This is a genomic window from Streptomyces sp. NPDC059718, assembly GCF_042733315.1.
Taxonomy (GTDB): Bacteria; Actinomycetota; Actinomycetes; order Streptomycetales; family Streptomycetaceae; genus Actinacidiphila.
This window is the reverse complement of sequence record NZ_JBHWGA010000001.1, coordinates 154008-169454: the sequence shown is the minus strand read 5'-3', so window position 1 is coordinate 169454 and position 15447 is coordinate 154008. Positions and strand designations below refer to the sequence as shown.

13 protein-coding genes are annotated in these 15447 nt (G+C 73.4%); 8 read left to right on the top strand and 5 right to left on the bottom strand.

Annotated elements, in window-relative coordinates:
• Positions 1-59: 59 nt before the first annotated feature.
• Positions 60-704: a TetR/AcrR family transcriptional regulator gene (locus ACFV3E_RS00830; RefSeq protein WP_500532773.1), complete on the bottom strand. Its 645-nt coding sequence runs from the start codon at positions 702-704 to the stop codon at positions 60-62.
• Positions 701-2305 carry a DHA2 family efflux MFS transporter permease subunit gene (locus ACFV3E_RS00825; protein WP_500532772.1) on the bottom strand — a complete coding sequence of 535 codons (1605 nt, stop codon included), beginning with the start codon at positions 2303-2305 and terminating at the stop codon, positions 701-703. The genes ACFV3E_RS00830 and ACFV3E_RS00825 overlap by 4 nt, the downstream gene beginning before the upstream one ends.
• Positions 2306-2475: 170 nt before the next feature.
• Here ACFV3E_RS00825 and panB point away from each other — a divergent pair, with 170 nt between their 5' ends.
• The 7 genes from panB to ACFV3E_RS00790 all read left to right on the top strand — a co-directional run bounded on the left by panB (position 2476) and on the right by ACFV3E_RS00790 (position 8446).
• A complete protein-coding gene (gene panB, locus ACFV3E_RS00820) occupies positions 2476-3357 on the top strand; it encodes a 3-methyl-2-oxobutanoate hydroxymethyltransferase (protein WP_431961130.1) in 882 nt (293 codons plus the stop codon).
• A 202-nt stretch (positions 3358-3559) separates the two neighbouring features.
• Complete coding sequence (locus ACFV3E_RS00815; RefSeq protein WP_500369959.1) at positions 3560-4105, top strand: hypothetical protein; 546 nt, start codon at positions 3560-3562, stop codon at positions 4103-4105.
• A complete protein-coding gene (locus tag ACFV3E_RS00810; protein ID WP_319662217.1) occupies positions 4105-4698 on the top strand; it encodes a sigma-70 family RNA polymerase sigma factor in 594 nt (197 codons plus the stop codon). Before ACFV3E_RS00815 ends, ACFV3E_RS00810 begins: the two co-directional genes overlap by 1 nt.
• The gene (locus tag ACFV3E_RS00805; protein WP_500322268.1) at positions 4695-5408 is read left to right on the top strand and encodes an anti-sigma factor family protein; all 714 of its coding nucleotides are present in this window, start codon (positions 4695-4697) and stop codon (positions 5406-5408) included. The genes ACFV3E_RS00810 and ACFV3E_RS00805 overlap by 4 nt, the downstream gene beginning before the upstream one ends.
• 173 nt (positions 5409-5581) lie before the next feature.
• Positions 5582-6562 (top strand): ATP-binding cassette domain-containing protein, encoded by a 981-nt coding sequence (locus ACFV3E_RS00800; RefSeq protein ID WP_500532771.1) that lies wholly within the window; start codon positions 5582-5584, stop codon positions 6560-6562.
• Positions 6559-7380 carry an ABC transporter permease gene (locus ACFV3E_RS00795; protein ID WP_499511534.1) on the top strand — a complete coding sequence of 274 codons (822 nt, stop codon included), beginning with the start codon at positions 6559-6561 and terminating at the stop codon, positions 7378-7380. Before ACFV3E_RS00800 ends, ACFV3E_RS00795 begins: the two co-directional genes overlap by 4 nt.
• Positions 7381-7390: 10 nt before the next feature.
• The gene (locus ACFV3E_RS00790; RefSeq protein WP_500532770.1) at positions 7391-8446 is read left to right on the top strand and encodes a PHP domain-containing protein; all 1056 of its coding nucleotides are present in this window, start codon (positions 7391-7393) and stop codon (positions 8444-8446) included.
• A gap of 217 nt (positions 8447-8663) precedes the next feature.
• Here the strand turns inward: ACFV3E_RS00790 and ACFV3E_RS00785 are convergent, their stop codons facing one another.
• Both ACFV3E_RS00785 and ligD read right to left on the bottom strand, forming a co-directional pair.
• The gene (locus tag ACFV3E_RS00785; protein ID WP_500369955.1) at positions 8664-9539 is read right to left on the bottom strand and encodes an ATP-dependent DNA ligase; all 876 of its coding nucleotides are present in this window, start codon (positions 9537-9539) and stop codon (positions 8664-8666) included.
• Positions 9540-9552: 13 nt separating this feature from the next.
• Complete coding sequence (gene ligD, locus ACFV3E_RS00780; protein ID WP_500532769.1) at positions 9553-10452, bottom strand: non-homologous end-joining DNA ligase; 900 nt, start codon at positions 10450-10452, stop codon at positions 9553-9555.
• A gap of 41 nt (positions 10453-10493) precedes the next feature.
• On the opposite strand from ligD, the gene ku reads away from it, so the two are divergent.
• Complete coding sequence (gene ku / locus ACFV3E_RS00775) at positions 10494-11393, top strand: non-homologous end joining protein Ku (protein ID WP_500532768.1); 900 nt, start codon at positions 10494-10496, stop codon at positions 11391-11393.
• 7 nt (positions 11394-11400) lie between these two features.
• On the opposite strand, the gene ACFV3E_RS00770 is transcribed toward ku, so the two are convergent.
• Positions 11401-14742 (bottom strand): ATP-binding protein, encoded by a 3342-nt coding sequence (locus tag ACFV3E_RS00770; RefSeq protein WP_500532767.1) that lies wholly within the window; start codon positions 14740-14742, stop codon positions 11401-11403.
• Between the last annotated feature and the right edge of the window lie 705 nt (positions 14743-15447).

Genomic DNA, 15447 nt, shown 5'->3' with positions numbered 1-15447 from the left:
CCCGGCGAAAGGGCACGCTGTGACAGAACCAGGACATTCCCCCTTGTTCCCCCATGTGTTCAGCGCCCGGCGCGGACGCCCTGCAGCACCGAGTCGACGATCAGCTCCGACAGCCCCTCCGGCAGTGCCGCGTCCGGCCGCAGCATCGAACGCGACAGCATGGGGCCGATGAAGAGGTCCCCGAGGAGTTCCGGGTCGATGTCGTCGCGGAGTTCGCCGCTGCGGATGCCCCGGCCCAGGACCTCGCGGACCTGGGCGCGCCGGGCCGCGATGACGGTGTCGTGGTAGGCGGCCCACAGCTCCGGCTCGTTCTGGGCCTGGGCGAGGACGTTGCGCAGCAGGGCGGAGGAGCGCTTGACCAGGGCCCTGCGCCGTATGAATTCGACGCAGGTGACCAGGTCGTCGCGGACCGAGCGGCCGGCGAGCCGCGGGGTCTGCTCGTCGACGGACTTCATGACGTCGAGCATCAGCGCGTTCTTGCCCGCCCAGCGCCGGTACACGGTGGCCTTGCCGACGCCGGCGGCGCGGGCGATGCGCTCCATCGACAGTTCCCCGATCGTGGCGCCCTCCTCCAGCAGGCTGAGGACGGCCTCGATGATCGCGGTGTCGGCGGCGGCGCTGCGCGGACGGCCGCGCGGGAGGCGCCCGGCGGGCCCGGGGACCGTGTCGCCGCCGGGTTCCGTCGCCGCCCGGATGCCGGTCACCGCTCCGCCCCCACCGGGCTGACCTCGCGTTCCTCTCCGCCCGCGGGACGCCCCCCGGCGGTCTTGCCGGGCAGGAAGATCACGACGACGAGCATGCCGAGCAGCGCGACACCGCTGGCGACGTAGGCGGTGACGTGCATGGCGTCGAGGAAGGCGTCCGTGGCCGGGGCGAGCAGCGCCTTGCCCGCGGGACCCATGCCCTCGGCCACGGCGCGCGTGGCCTCGATGGACTCGCCGGCCCGGTGCTGCACGTCGGCGGGAAGGCCGGTCAGGTGGTCCGCGATGCCGTCACGGTAGACCGTCGACATCAGCGAGCCCAGCACCGCAACGCCGAGCGCGCCGCCGACCTGCCGGAAGGTGTTGTTGACGGCGGAGCCGGAGCCGGCCTTCTCACGCGGCAGGGAGGACATGATGGCGACGGTCGCGGGCGGCATCACGTGGGCCATGGCCGTGCCCATGAGGAAGAACAGCACCTCCAGCTGCCAGATCGGGGTGTCGGCGTCGAGCAGCTGGAAGCCGAGGAAGCTGAGCGCTATCAGCGCGAGCCCGGCGGCGCAGGTGAGGCGGGCGCCGATCCGGTCGACGACCAGCCGGGCACGGGGCGCGAAGACGAGCTGGGCGACGGCCAGCGGGAGCAGCAGCAGGCCGGAGTCCAGGGCGCTGTAGCCGCGCACGCTCTGGGTGTAGAAGACCATGAAGAAGGTCACGCCCATGAGCGCGAAGAAGACCAGGCCGATCGCGGAGACCGAGGCCGAGAAGGTCGGGTTGCGGAAGTAGGAGACGTCGAAGGCGGGGTGGCTGCTGCGGGCCTCGTGCCAGACGAACGCGCCGAGCACCAGAAGGCCGCCGATGATGGCCGTCAGGGCCGTGGGGGCGGTGAAGTCCGCGAGCTGGCCGCCCTTGATGATGCCGTACACCAGGAGCACCAGGCCGACGATGGACAGCAGCACGCCGACGGGGTCGAGCCGGCCCGGCCGTGGGTCGCGGGAGTCGGGGACGATGAGCACCATCGCGACCAGGGCGACGGCGATGATCGGCACGTTCACCAGGAAGACCGAGCCCCACCAGAAGTGGTCGAGGAGCAGCCCGCCGGTGACCGGGCCGATGGCTATCGCCAGGCCCACTGCACCGGTCCAGATGCCGATCGCCTTGGGCTGCTCCTCGCGCTCGAAGACGTTGATGATGATGGCGAGCGTCGCGGGCATCACGAAGGCGCCGCCGAAGCCCATGACCGCGCGGAAGGTGATCAGCTCGCCGGAGGACCCGGCGAAGGCCGAGAGCACCGATCCGACGCAGAAGACGGCCATGCCGAAGAGGAGCACCTTCTTGCGGCCGAGGCGGTCGCCGAGCAGGCCCGCGGTGAACAGCAGACCGGCGAAGACCAGCGTGTAGGAGTTGATCGCCCACTCCAGCTGGCTCTGGGTGGCGCCCAGGCCGGTCGGGGCGGGCTCGGCGATGGTCTTCATCGCGACGTTGAGGATCGAGTTGTCCAGGACCACCACGAGGAGGCTGAACAGCAGGACGGTCAGGATCCCCCAGCGGCGGCGGTGGACCGCCTCCGGGACGCTGGGGCTCTGCGGCTGGGCTGTGTCGGCGGGCATGCCGTCAACGTAGACCTCATTTCCGATACGGGACCGTCTCGTATTGTAAAACCTCGGCAAAAGGGGGAGTGACGGACGCCCCCCTTTGCGCGGACGGCGGCGCGTGTCAGCATGGAATCGGTCCGGGGACGCCGTCAGGGCGCCTCGAGATGACACAAGGAGCAGTTGCAATGACGCATGCCGTTCCGGCTGCCCAGACGCCCGCCCAGCCCGCTCCCGACAGCAGCAAGGCGCTGTACGGCGGCAAGGGGACACGGCGGATCACCGTCCGGGACATCGCCGCCGCCAAGGAGCGCGGCGAGAAGTGGCCCATGCTCACCGCCTACGACGCCATGACCGCCTCGGTCTTCGACGAGGCCGGCATCCCCGTGCTGCTGGTCGGCGACTCGATGGGCAACTGTCACCTCGGCTACGAGAGCACCGTCCCGGTCACGCTGGACGAGATGACGATGCTGTCCGCCGCCGTGGTGCGCGGCACCAAGCGCGCGATGGTCATCGGCGACCTGCCGTTCGGCTCCTACCAGGAGGGTCCGACGCAGGCGCTGCGCAGCGCGACCCGGCTGGTCAAGGAGGCCGGGGTGGGCGCCGTGAAGCTGGAGGGCGGCGAGCGCTCCGCCCAGCAGATCGACCTGCTCGTCCAGGCCGGCATCCCCGTGATGGCCCACATCGGCCTCACCCCGCAGTCGGTCAACGCCTTCGGCGGCTACCCGGTCCAGGGCCGCGGCGAGGAGGCCGCCCAGCAGCTGCTGCGCGACGCCAAGGCCGTGCAGAACGCCGGCGCCTTCGCCGTCGTGCTGGAGCTGGTCCCGGCCGAGCTGGCCGCGGAGGTCACCCGGATCCTGCACATCCCGACGGTCGGCATCGGCGCGGGCGTGGAGTGCGACGCCCAGGTGCTGGTCTGGACGGACTTCGCCGGGATGACCGGCGGCCGGGTGCCGCGCTTCGTCAAGCAGTACGCGGCGCTGCGCGAGACCCTCGGCGGTGCGGCCAAGGCCTTCGCCGAGGACGTCGTGGGTGGTGCCTACCCGGCCCCGGAGCACAGCTTCCACTGACCCTCCGACGACCTGTCGCGGCGCCACGCGCGACTTCCCCCTGAGGCGGTGCGACCCACCGCCGGCTTCCGCCCCGGGAACCCCCTCCCCGGGGCGGAAGTTTTTTCTGGGGACGTTGAGTACACCGGCCCTCACCCCCGTATGAGTGGGCAACCGCCCACCAGGGGCGGAGCACCGACGAGACAGTGCCGGGGGCCGTGGCATGAACGTTCCGAAGTTGCGCCGATCAGTGGGGGCGGGGGCATTCGCCTCCGCCGCGCTGATCGTCGCCACCGCCTGCAACGCGGGCGTCGACAATGCCAGTCCCCCGGTGGGCGCGATCCAGGCGTCGCAGCCCGCACCGGCGCCCGGCCTCCGGACCGTCGACAACGCCCAGCTCGGAAAGCTGGTCACCGACGAGAAGGGCTGGGTGCTGTACCGCTTCGAGCAGGACAAGCCCAACCCGCCGACCTCGACCTGCACCGGTGAGTGCGCGACCCAGTGGCAGCCGGCCGCCGCGGTCTCGGACACCCAGGTGCAGGGCGTGGACCAGAACCTGGTCGGCAGCGTGAAGCGCCCCGACGGCACGATGCAGCTCACGCTCAACGGAATGCCGCTCTACCACTTCGCGGGCGACAAGAACCCGGGCGACACCAAGGGCCAGGGCGCGAACCGCACCTGGTACGCGGCCACCCCGGACGGCGAGAAGGCCGGGGCGCCCGCGCAGCCGAAGAGCGCCTCCTCCGAGAACGGGTCAGACGGGTACTGATGGGACAGCAGGCATTGAGAGGACTCGACCCCCAGCGATCAGTAGGGCAGGATGCGCTCGTGGCCGACCATCGCTCAGGTGGGGTCCCCGAAGAGGACCTCATGCGGGCGCTCTACCGCGAACACGCGGGTGCGCTCTTCGCATACGTTCTTCGGCTGGTCGGCGGTGACCGCTACCTGGCCGAGGACGTCGTGCAGGAGACCCTGCTGCGTGCGTGGAAGAGCGCGTCCCGGCTCGACCCGGGCGCCCGTTCCCTGCGGCCCTGGTTGGTGACGGTCGCCCGGCGGATCGTGATCGACGGCCACCGCAGCCGTCAGGCACGGCCCCCGGAGGCCTCCCCGGCCGCCCTCGACCAGCTCCCGGCCGAGGACGAACTCGAACGCTCCCTGAGGCTGATGACGATCTCCGACGCACTGGAAGATCTCACCGAGGCCCACCGCCAGGTGCTGATCGAAACGTACTTCAAGGGCCGGACGGTCAACGAGGCCGCGGCGGCGCTGGGGGTACCGCCCGGCACCGTGCGCTCGCGCGTCTTCTACGCCCTCCGCTCCCTGAAAATCGCTCTTGAGGAAAGGGGTGTGACCACCTCGTGACGGTCTACGGTTACGGCTCCGGGGCAGGTACCCCCCACGACCCGCACGTCGACGTCGGGGCGTACGTCCTCGGCGTGCTCGACGACGCCGACATGGCGCGCTTCGAGGAACATCTCGCCATCTGCCACCAGTGCGGACAGCAACTCGACGAGCTGAGCGGCCTCGTGCCGGTACTCGCCGAACTCGCTCCCGCCGGCGCCGGAGTGCCCCTCCCGCCCAGCGGCGACAAGGTGCTCGGACGTCTCCTCGGCAAGGTGTCCGACGACCGCAAGACCCGCGCCCGGCGCAGGATGTTCGCGCTCGCCGCCTCGGTGGCGCTGATCGTGGCGGGCCCCACCGTCGCGGTGCTCGCCTCCGGCGGCGGCTCCGACGACGCCCAGGCCAGGGTCTACGCGGAGCAGTTCAAGGGCACCGACAACTCCACGGGCGTCAAGGCGACGGTCGGTGTCAACGAGAAGAAGTGGGGCAGCGAGGTCGGCCTCACCCTCGCCGGGGTCCAGGGGCCGCTGACCTGCCGCCTGGTCGTCGTCGGCAAGGACGGCTCCCAGCAGACGGTCGGCACCTGGAGCGTCCCGACGGCCGGCTACGGCACCTCCGACCAGCCCAACCCGCTCACGCTGGACGGGTCGGCGGGGATGCAGCCGGACTCCATCTCCCGCTTCGACGTGGTCACGTCCCAGGGGCAGCGGCTGGTGTCGGTCACCACGTAGGCCCTGCGGGGCCGATGCCCGACGATGCCGGAGGGGGGGACGCGCGATGCGCGTCCCCCCTCCGGCGTTCTCCGGTGGCGCGGGCGGCCGGCCGGGGCCGCGTCGGCACCGTGTCGGTGGGGCTGTCAGCGATATGTCGGTGCCGTGTCGGTGGGGCGCGCGACCGTGGCGGCATGACACAACGAGATGCCAAGAGCGCGGACGCCGCCGTCAGGGTGCGGGGGCTCGTGAAGCGCTACGGGGAGACGAAGGCCCTCGACGGGGTGGACCTGGACGTGCGGCAGGGGACCGTGCTCGGCGTGCTGGGGCCGAACGGCGCCGGGAAGACGACGCTGGTGCGGATCCTGTCCACGCTGATCCGGCCGGACGCCGGCACGGCGACGGTGGCCGGTTACGACGTGGTGGCGCAGCCCCGGCAGCTGCGCCGGGTGATCGGGCTGACCGGGCAGTACGCGTCGGTCGACGAGTCCCTGTCGGGCCGCGAGAACCTCTACATGATCGGCAGGCTGCTGGACCTGTCCCGGCGGGACGCCCGGAGCAGGGCGGACGAGCTGCTGGAGCGGTTCTCGCTGACGGACGCCGCCCGCAAGCCCGCCAAGGAGTACTCCGGCGGCATGCGCCGCCGCCTGGACCTGGCGGCGTCGATGATCGGCCGTCCGGCGGTGCTGTACCTGGACGAGCCGACCACCGGCCTGGACCCCCGCACCCGCAACGAGGTGTGGGACGAGGTGCAGAACATGGTCGCGGACGGCTCGACCGTGCTGCTGACCACGCAGTACATGGAGGAGGCCGAGAAGCTCGCGCACGAGCTGACGGTCATCGACCGCGGCCGGGTGATCGCCGGCGGCCGGGTCGAGGAACTGAAGGCGAAGGTCGGCGGCCGGACCCTGCAGGTGCGGCCGGCGGACCCCGGGGAGCTGGACGCGATGGCGACGGCGCTCGGCACGGGGGCGCAGGCCGTACCGGACCACGCGCGCGGGGTGCTCAACGTGCCCATCCTCAGCGACGAGCAGCTGACGGACGTCGTGGCCGCGCTCGGCGCGCACGGCTTCGCCATCGCCGGCATCGACACCCATCTGCCCAGCCTGGACGAGGTGTTCCTGGCCGTCACGCGCGGCAGCGGCACCCGGGACCGAGAGGAGCTCGCGGCATGACCGCCGTCACCGTCCCCGCGGGGAACGCCAAGGCCGCCACCGCCGATCCGCGGATCGGGCTGCGCGCCAACCTCCGGCACATCGGCGCCCTCGTGCGGCGCAACGTCCTGCAGATCCGGCAGGACCCGGAGTCGATGTTCGACGCGCTGCTGATGCCGATCGTCTTCACGCTGCTGTTCGTGTACGTCTTCGGCGGCGCGCTCGAGGGCAGCCAGGAGAAGTACGTCAACTACATGGTGCCCGGCCTGATGGCCATGATGGGCATGAACATCGCCATGGCCGTCGGCACGGGCGTCAACTCGGACTTCAAGACCGGGGTGATGGACCGCTTCCGCACGATGCCCATCGCCCGCTCCTCCGTGCTGATCGCGAAGATCGTGGTGGAGATCGGCCGGGCGCTGGTCGCCACGGTGATCCTCCTCGTGATGGGCTTCATCCTCGGACTGCACGTGGACAACGGTGTGTTCGGGCTGGTGGGCGCGGTGGTGCTGTCGCTGACCTTCGGGGCCTCGCTGATGTGGGTCTTCATCCTCCTGGGTCTGGTCGCCCGGACCCCCCAGTCCGTCCAGGGACTCGCCATGATCGTCGTCCTGCCGCTGCAGTTCGGGAGCTCGATCTTCGCCAAGCCCACGACCATGCCGGGCTGGCTGGAGGCCTTCACCCGCTACAACCCGCTGTCCAACCTCGCCGACGCCTCCCGCAACCTGATCAACGGCGGTGCGGTCGCGCACTCGGCGATGATGACGCTGATGTGGGCCGTGGGCATCACGGTGATCAGCGCGCCGCTGGCGGTGGCGAGGTTCCGCAACAAGACCTGATCCTGGAGGCATGGACCCCGTCGAGGCGCTGGACCGGATCGCCTTCCTGCTGGAGCGGGACGGCGCCCCGACGTACCGGGTCCGTGCCTTCCGCGGGGCCGGCGCCGCGGTCGCCGCGATGCCGCCGGAGGAACTCCGGCGGCGCGCGGAACGGCCGGGTGGCCTGGAGGAGGTCAAGGGCCTCGGCCCGAAGACCGCCGCCGTCGTCCGGGAGGCGCTGGCGGGCGACCGGCCCGCCTATCTGACCCGGCTGGCGGAGGGCGCCGCGGACGCGCTCCCCCGCCCGGAGGGCGACGCGGGGCGGCGGATGCGGGCCGCGCTGCGCGGCGACTGCCATCTGCACTCGGACTGGTCCGACGGCGGCAGCCCGATCGAGACGATGGCCCGCACCGCGATGGAGCTGGGCCACGCGTGGGCGGCGCTCACCGACCACTCCCCCCGGCTGACCGTCGCCCGGGGGCTCACCGCCGAGCGGCTGCGCGCCCAACTGGAGGTGGTGGCCGAGGTCGGCGCCCGCCTCCCCGGCTCCTTCCGCCTGCTGACCGGCATCGAGTGCGACATCCTCGCGGACGGCGCCCTCGACCAGAACGCGGAGCTGCTGGACCGGCTGGACGTCGTCGTCGCGTCCGTCCACTCCAAGCTGCGGATGGACCGGGACGAGATGACCCGGCGGATGATCTCCGCGATCAGCAATCCGCTGGTGGACGTGCTGGGGCACTGCACGGGACGGCTGGTGGCCGGCAAGCTGCGCCCGGAGTCGGAGTTCGACGCGGACCTGGTCTTCGCCGCCTGCGAGCGCTTCGGGGTGGCCGTGGAGATCAACAGCCGCCCGGACCGCCTCGACCCGCCGCGGCGGCTGCTGCGCAAGGCCGTGGAGGCCGGGGTGCTCTTCAGCATCGACAGCGACGCCCACGCCCCCGGCCAGCTGGACTGGCAGATCCACGGCTGTGCGCGCGCCGAGGAGTGCGGCGTCCCCCCGCAGCGGGTGGTCAACACCTGGGACGCGGACACCCTGCTGCGCTGGACCCGCACCCGCGAGGTGCCGGCGACGGCGTCTCAGTTCTGAGCCGGTGCCCGGTCCACGGGCAGCCCGAGGAGTTCCCGCAGGCCCGAGCCGTCCGGTTCCCCCCGCCCTGCTTCGACGCGCGCATGCCGGAAGGGGTCTCCTGGGAACCGAAGGGGGAGTCGCGCGCGACGGGCCGAGCGGCGACGCGCCATGTATTCCCGCGCCGACCGCTGCTCAACGGCCTTTCCGGGGTGGGATGGTGCACTCCTCCCCGCGGTCACGCGTCGGGCCGCAGGCGCAGCACCGTGGTGAGGGCGTGGCGGCCCTCGCCCTGGAGGATCTCGACGGGGAGTGGTGCGGGGAGGGGGCGGTAGGGGGTGCCGTCGTCGAGGGTCGCGCCGGGCGGGGGCTGCGGGGGGACCAGCAGCGCGGCGAGCTGGGTGCGGAGGGGGGCGTCCAGGGGCGCGGTGGCGAAGGGGCCGTCGCCGAGGTCGAGGACGAGGGCGCGGGGGGCGCGGGGGGTGCCGGTGAAGCCGATGGCCTCGGCGTCCTGCGGGACGGCGTGGCGGAGCTTGAGCCAGTCGCGGCGGTCGGGGCGGTAGCGCTGGCCGCGGCCCTTGACGACGAGGCCCTCGATGCCGGCCGGGGCGAGCGAGGCGTACCAGTGGACGGCCTCGTCGCGGTCGGTCGTCATGGGCACGGCCTGCAGCGGCGGCCCGAGCGGTTCCAGCAGGGCGACGAGGGCCGCGCGGCGTTCGCGGTACGGCCGGCCGCGCAGGTCGGTGCCGGCGGCGGCGAGCAGGTCGAAGGCCGCGTAGTTGGCGGGGAGGACGGGGCCGCGGCGCGACCCGCGCAGGGCGCGGCGCTGGAGGGCGCCGAAGTCCACGCGGCCGTCCCGCCAGATGACGACCTCGCCGTCGAGGACGGTGCCGGCCGGCAGGGCCCCGGCGGCCTCCGCGATCTCGGGGAAGGTGGCGGTCACGAGCCGGCCGGAGCGGGTCTGCAGGCGTACGGGGTCGGTGAGCACGACCATGCGGTGGCCGTCGAACTTCGGCTCGTACGCGCAGCCGCCGGGGAGGGCGTCGGCCGCGGGCACGGTGTCGACGCGGCGGGCCAGGGCGACGCGGACGGGGAGCGGGAGGGGATCGGTCACGAGGGGGCGCCCGTCACGGCAGGGTGCCGCGGCCGGCGGGGTCGTCCAGGGCGGCCAGCGGGTCGCCGTGGCCGGCGGCGCGCTGCAGGACCTCCTCCGGGGTGAAGGCGAGGTCCTCCGCCTTCCGGCAGGAGGCGACCTCGTCCCAGGTGACGGGCGTCGCGACGCCGGGGCGGTCGCGAAGCCGCAGGGTGTAGGGGCAGGCGGTGGTCTTCGCGGAGGCGTTCTGGGACCAGTCGATGAAGACCTTCCCGGCGCGCAGGCTGCGGGTCATGGAGAACACGACGAGGCCGGGGTGCTCGTCGCGCATGCGGGCGGCGAGCGCCTTGGCGTAGCCCGTGGCGGCGGCCTCGGTGGCGGGTCGCAGCGGCGCGTAGAGGTGGAGCCCCTTGCTGCCGGAGGTGACGGGGAAGGAGGGGAGCCCGTCGTCCTCCATCATCTGCCGCAGGCGTTCGGCGACCCGGCAGCACAGGACGAGGTCGGCGCCCTCGCCGGGGTCGAGGTCGAGGACGAGGCGGTCGTGGGCGTCACGTCCGCCCGCCACGGTCCACTGCGGGACGTGGACCTCCCAGGCGCCGAGGTTGGCCATGGCGACCAGGGCCGGGGTGGAGTCGACGACGATGTGCGGCTCGTCGGCCTCCCCGGCGGTGGTCACCCAGTCGGGCGTGCCGCCGGGCGGGCGTTTGGCGAACCAGCGCTGGGCGTTCGGGCCCTCGGGGGCGCGGACGAAGGAGGCGAGGCGCCCGGCGGCGTGCGGCACCAGCACCGGGGCGACGCGGGCGTAGTACTGCAGCAGCTGTGCCTTGGTGTGGCCGGTGACCGGGAAGACGACCTTGTCCAGGTGGGTGAGGACCACGCGGCGGCCGTCCACCTCGACCGTCTGCCGGTCGGGCGAGGCTGACGGGGCGGGCATAGTCTGGAAAGTCCCCGGAAAGGGACGAAAGTATGCGATCCATGTGGAAAGGTGCGATCGGCTTCGGGCTGGTCTCCATTCCGGTCAAGCTCTACGCGGCCACCGAGGAGCACGGCGTCTCCCTGCACCAGGTGCACGCCGAGGACGGCGGCCGCATCCGCATGAAGCGGTTCTGCGAGAAGGAGGGCAAGGAGGTCCCCTACGCGGAGATCGCCAAGGGGTACGAGGACGAGACCGGCCGCACGGTGGTGCTCACCGACGAGGACCTGGCCGCCCTGCCCCTGCCCAGCAAGAAGCTGATCGACGTGCTCGCCTTCGTCGACGCCGACGAGATCGACCCGCTGTCCCTTTCCCGGGCCTACTACGTCGGCGCGGAGACCGCCGCCGCCAAGCCGTACGTCCTGCTCCGCGAGGCCCTGAGCAGCAGCGGCAAGGCCGCCGTCACCAAGATCGCGCTGCGCACCCGCGAGTCCTTGGCGCTGCTGCGCGTCCACCAGGACGTGCTGGTCCTGCACACGATGTACTGGCCCGACGAGCTCCGCGCCGCGGAGGGGCTGGCGCCGCCGGAGAAGGTCACCGTGCGGCCGCAGGAGCTGAAGATGGCGCAGAGCCTGATGGACACCCTTTCCGAGGACTTCGACCTGGAGTCGATGCACGACGAGTACCAGCACGCCCTGGACGAACTCGTCGCCGCCCGGCTGGAGGGCGAACCCGTCCCCGAGATGGCCGAGGTCACCGCCGCCCCCGACAACGTGGTGGACCTGATGGCCGCGCTCCAGGCCAGCATCGACGCCCGCGGCGGGGAGAAGGCCGGAGCCAAGAAGACCGCCTCCGGCAAGGCCCCGGCGAAGAAGACGGCCGCCGGGAAGGCCCCCGCGAAGAAGACGGCGGCCAAGAAGACCGCGGCGAAGAAGACGGCGCCCCGCAAGAAGGCGGGCTGAGGACGCGTCAGACGGGTTCGCGCAGCAGCTCGACCGCCTCGGGGAAGGTGAGCCCCCCGCCCTCGCCGTAGGCAGCCGCGAAGTCCTCCTCGCCCAGGTACCCGCGCAGCCGCACCGCGTCCTCGTCCATGCTCGTCCGCTCCCACGGGGTGCAGGCGGTCTGCCGCAGCGCGTCGTGCGCGCCCAGCACCACCGCGGCGCGGCGCGCGGGGCCGCGGACGCCGTCGCCGCTGCGCAGCCCGGCGATCCCGGTGAAGAGCGCGACGCCCGGCGGGAAGAGGAGCACGCCCAGGCGCGGCCCGATGACCGGGCTGAGCGGATGCCCCTCCATGTAGGCGACGGACTCGGCGAGATGGGGCAGCCCCCCGTACGGGTCGCCGGCCATGCCGGTGAGCCAGCCGCGGATGGCGGCGAGCAGTCCGACGATGAACGAGGGCATGCCGCGCGGCGGGTCGGCCTGCATGGCGTCGAGCAGCGCGAAGGCCTCGTCCAGTTCGCCGCGCCGGGCGAGCAGGGCGATGAGCAGCACCCTGCCGTAGTAGCCCGCGTCGTCGCCCACCGGCCGGAAGGACGCGGCCTCGGCGACTCCCGCACGGATCAGCCGCTCCCCCTCCCCCAGGTCGCCGGCGTTGGCGAGGGCGTCGCCGAGGCGGACCATCATGATCGGCACGTGCTGGTACGCACCGAGCTTGCGGGCGAGCTCGATGGCCAGACGGCAGCTGTCCGCGGCACGCGCCCAGTCGCCGGCGTTGGCGCTCGCCTCGGCCTCCGCCGCCAGCGCCTCGGCCATGCCCCAGTCGTCACCGACCCGGCCGAACAGCTCCCTGGCCTCGCGGATGTCGTCCATGGAGGCGTCGAGCCGGCCCTCCACGTCGTTCATCACCTTGGCGCGGAACTGCAGCGCGAACGCCAGCTCCCACACCCGGCCGTGCAGCCGGCAGCTCTCCACCGTGCCGTCGATGAGCTCGGCCATGCGGTCGAAGCGGCCGGTCAGCATCGCGCCGAGCACGCGGAACAGCCCGGGCCGCAGGCTGGACTGCGGCAGCTCCGGCGGGTAGGCCTCGATGATCGCCTCGCCCAGACCGACCAGCCTCGGGTCGTTCCACACGTCGTGCTCGCCCATGTACGCGAACACCTCACCGGTGCGCACCCAGCGCCGCGCCTCGGTGAGCTGCTGCGGCGTCATCGGCGGCGGGTCCTCCAGCGGCCCGCGGTCCAGCGGCGGGAGCCGCAGCGGCTCGGCGAAGGCGTCCACCGGGCTCATCGCGACCACCACGGCGGGCCAGTGGCCGATCTCGCTGCGGTAGTTGCGCATCTCCCAGAACCAGCTGCAGGCCAGCACCAGGCAGAGCGCCTCCTGCTCGTCCCCGGTGTCCACCGCCCGGCGGATCGCCGCCCGCAGGTTCTCGTGCTCGCGCTCCAGCCGGTCCAGCCAGAGCAGTTGGCGCGGTCCGCGCAGCTCGGGGTCGGCGGTGCGGACGTACTCGCGGAAGTACGTGGTGTGGCGGCGCCCCACGGTGTCGCGCTCACCGGCCTCGTCGAGGCGTTCGGCCGCGTACTCGCCGATCGTCTCCAACATCCGGTAGCGCGCGCCGTCCTCGGCGAGGTCGGCGACGACCAGCGACTTGTCGACGAGCGAGGCCAGGACGGAGGCGACGTCACGGGCGTCCACGGCGCCGCCGTCCTCGCCGCACACCGCCTCGGCGGCGGCCAGGTCCCAGCCGCCGGCGAACACGGCGAAGCGTCGCAGCACGATCCGTTCGGCCTCGCTGAGCAGGCCCCAGCTCCAGTCGACGACCGCGCGCAGCGTCTGCTGACGGGGCAGTACGGTGCGACTGCCCGCGGTGAGGATGCGGAAGCGGTCGTCGAGCCGGTCCGCGAGCTGACGGGGCGTCATCATCCGGAGCCGGGCCGCGGCCAGTTCGATGGCGAGCGGCAGTCCGTCGAGCCTGCGGCACAGCTCGGCGCAGGCCTCCGGGTCCTCGTCCGGGGTGAATCCGGGGCGGGCCGCCGCGCCGCGGTCGGCGAGCAGCCGCAGGGCGGGGGTCTGCGGCAGCGGGTCCAGCGGCCGGATCAACTCGCCCGGCACGCCCAGCGGTTCGCGGCTGGTGGCCAGCACCGCCACACCGGGGCAGTGCGCGAGCAGCCGCTCCGCGAGCTCCGCGGCGGCGCCGATCACGTGCTCGCAGTTGTCCAGCACCAGCAGCATGCGGCGCTCCGCGCAGTACTCGGTGAGCTGCAGCAGCGGGTCCTTGGCGGCGGCCCCCTTCGCCTCGGCCGCCAGCGCCGCCTCGGTCGCCGAGGCCGCGTGCAGCAGCGTCTCGCGCAGGCCCAGCGCGTTCACCACGGCGACGGCCACGGTGCGCGGGTCCTCCACGGGCGCCAGTTCCGCGAACCAGACGCCGTCCGGCCAGCGCCCGGCGACCAGGTCGCCGGCCTCCTGCGACAGGCGGGTCTTGCCGGTGCCGCCGGGACCCGTGACGGTGACCAGCCGCGCCACCGCCAGGTCCTCGGCGATCGCGGACAGGTCCGCCTCGCGGCCGACGAAACTGGTCAGCCGGGCCCGCGCGTTGCCGAGCCGCGCCGGGCCCCCGGAGGGTGGCGCCGGCGCGACGACCCCGGCGGGGGCGGAAGGATTCAGCAGCTCGGCGTGGAGGGCGCGCAGCTCCGGACCCGGATCGGTGCCCAGCGTGTCGGCGAGCTCGCGCCGCACCTCCTCGTACGCCACCAGCGCGTCGGCGCCCCGGCCCGCCTCGCGCAGCGCACGCAGCCGCAGCACCTGCACCGCCTCGTTCAGCGGATGGGCCACCGCCAGCTCCACGGCCTCCGGCAGCACCTGCTCCGCGCGGCCGAGCGCCACCTCGGCGGTGATCCGCAACCGCCGGGCGTCCAGCCGCAACGCGTCGTAGCGGGGCGCGACGGACCCACGGTCCGGGAGGTCGGCGAGCACCGGGCCGCGCCACAGCGCCAACGCGGAGTCCAGGGCCTCGGCGGCCTTGGCGGCGTCGCCGTCGGCGAGCGCCCGGCCGCCGTCCTCCACGAGCCGCTCGAAGCGGTACAGGTCCACGGCGTCCGGCGCGGCGACCAGGCGGTAGCCGCCGTCCACCGAGCCCACGGCCTCATGACCCACGGCCCGGCGCAACCGGGCGACCAGGGCCTGCAGCGCCCCGGTCGCGTCGGCGGGCGGTTCGCCCTCCCACACCTCGTCGATCAGCGCCTCGGTGGTCCGCACCCGCCCGGGGCGCAGCGCCAGCGCGGCGAGCAGCGCCCTCAGCCGCGTACCGGCCAGCGGCACGACGGTGCCGTCGCCGCGGTGAGCCTGGGTCGTCCCGAGAATGCCGTAACGCACGCCCCCATTCTGTCCGAGCGGCGAGCAACTCCGCCCCCGGGTTGCGATTGCCGCCCGGGGTGCGTTCCGTTGGGCCCGTCGTTCGTGTGCGGGTTGTTTGCGCCTGCGGGCGGCTGCGCCGGGCCGCCCAGCGGTTGTGTGCGGCCCGTTGTCGCGTGCGGGTGCGTTGCGGCTGCGGGCGGCTGCGCGGGCCGCCCAGCGGTTGTGTGCGGCCCGTTGTCGCGTGCGGGTGCGTTGCGCCTGCGGCGGGCGGTTTCCCCGCCGCCCGCCCGGTTGCCCGGCGCGGTCAGTGACCGCCTCGCGCGGTCGTTGTGGGGTCGGTGCCGCGCCGGCGCACCTCCTCGGCGCTCGCGGCGCTGCCCCACATCATCCGGCACCGCACGCACCGCTCGTCGCCTGCGGGGGCACCCCGCCACACCCCCTCCTGCCGTGTAGGCGACTAACGGCCGGGGGGGTGAGGAGGCGGTCCGGGGTTGCCGCAAGTGCCCCACTCACCCCCCACCGGCCGTCATGCGCCGCGACAACGGGAGGGGGTGTGGCGGGGTGCGCCCATGGGGGTCCCCCCGGCCGAAGGCTGGGGGAGACGAGCGGCGAACCCGGCGCCCAATGATGTGGACGCAAACCGCGAGCGCTGTGGGGGTCCCCCCGGCCGAAGGCTGGGGGAGTGCGCCGGCGCGCCACCGACCCCACGCCAACGGAGCGCAG

Coding starts and splice junctions, on each gene's coding strand:
- ACFV3E_RS00825 (WP_500532772.1), bottom strand. CDS start 2,305: ATGCCCGCCGACACAGCCCAGCCGCAGAGCCCCAGCGTCCCGGAGGCG.
- panB (WP_431961130.1), top strand. CDS start 2,476: ATGACGCATGCCGTTCCGGCTGCCCAGACGCCCGCCCAGCCCGCTCCC.
- ACFV3E_RS00815 (WP_500369959.1), top strand. CDS start 3,560: ATGAACGTTCCGAAGTTGCGCCGATCAGTGGGGGCGGGGGCATTCGCC.
- ACFV3E_RS00810 (WP_319662217.1), top strand. CDS start 4,105: ATGGGACAGCAGGCATTGAGAGGACTCGACCCCCAGCGATCAGTAGGG.
- ACFV3E_RS00800 (WP_500532771.1), top strand. CDS start 5,582: ATGACACAACGAGATGCCAAGAGCGCGGACGCCGCCGTCAGGGTGCGG.
- ACFV3E_RS00795 (WP_499511534.1), top strand. CDS start 6,559: ATGACCGCCGTCACCGTCCCCGCGGGGAACGCCAAGGCCGCCACCGCC.
- ACFV3E_RS00790 (WP_500532770.1), top strand. CDS start 7,391: ATGGACCCCGTCGAGGCGCTGGACCGGATCGCCTTCCTGCTGGAGCGG.
- ligD (WP_500532769.1), bottom strand. CDS start 10,452: ATGCCCGCCCCGTCAGCCTCGCCCGACCGGCAGACGGTCGAGGTGGAC.
- ku (WP_500532768.1), top strand. CDS start 10,494: ATGTGGAAAGGTGCGATCGGCTTCGGGCTGGTCTCCATTCCGGTCAAG.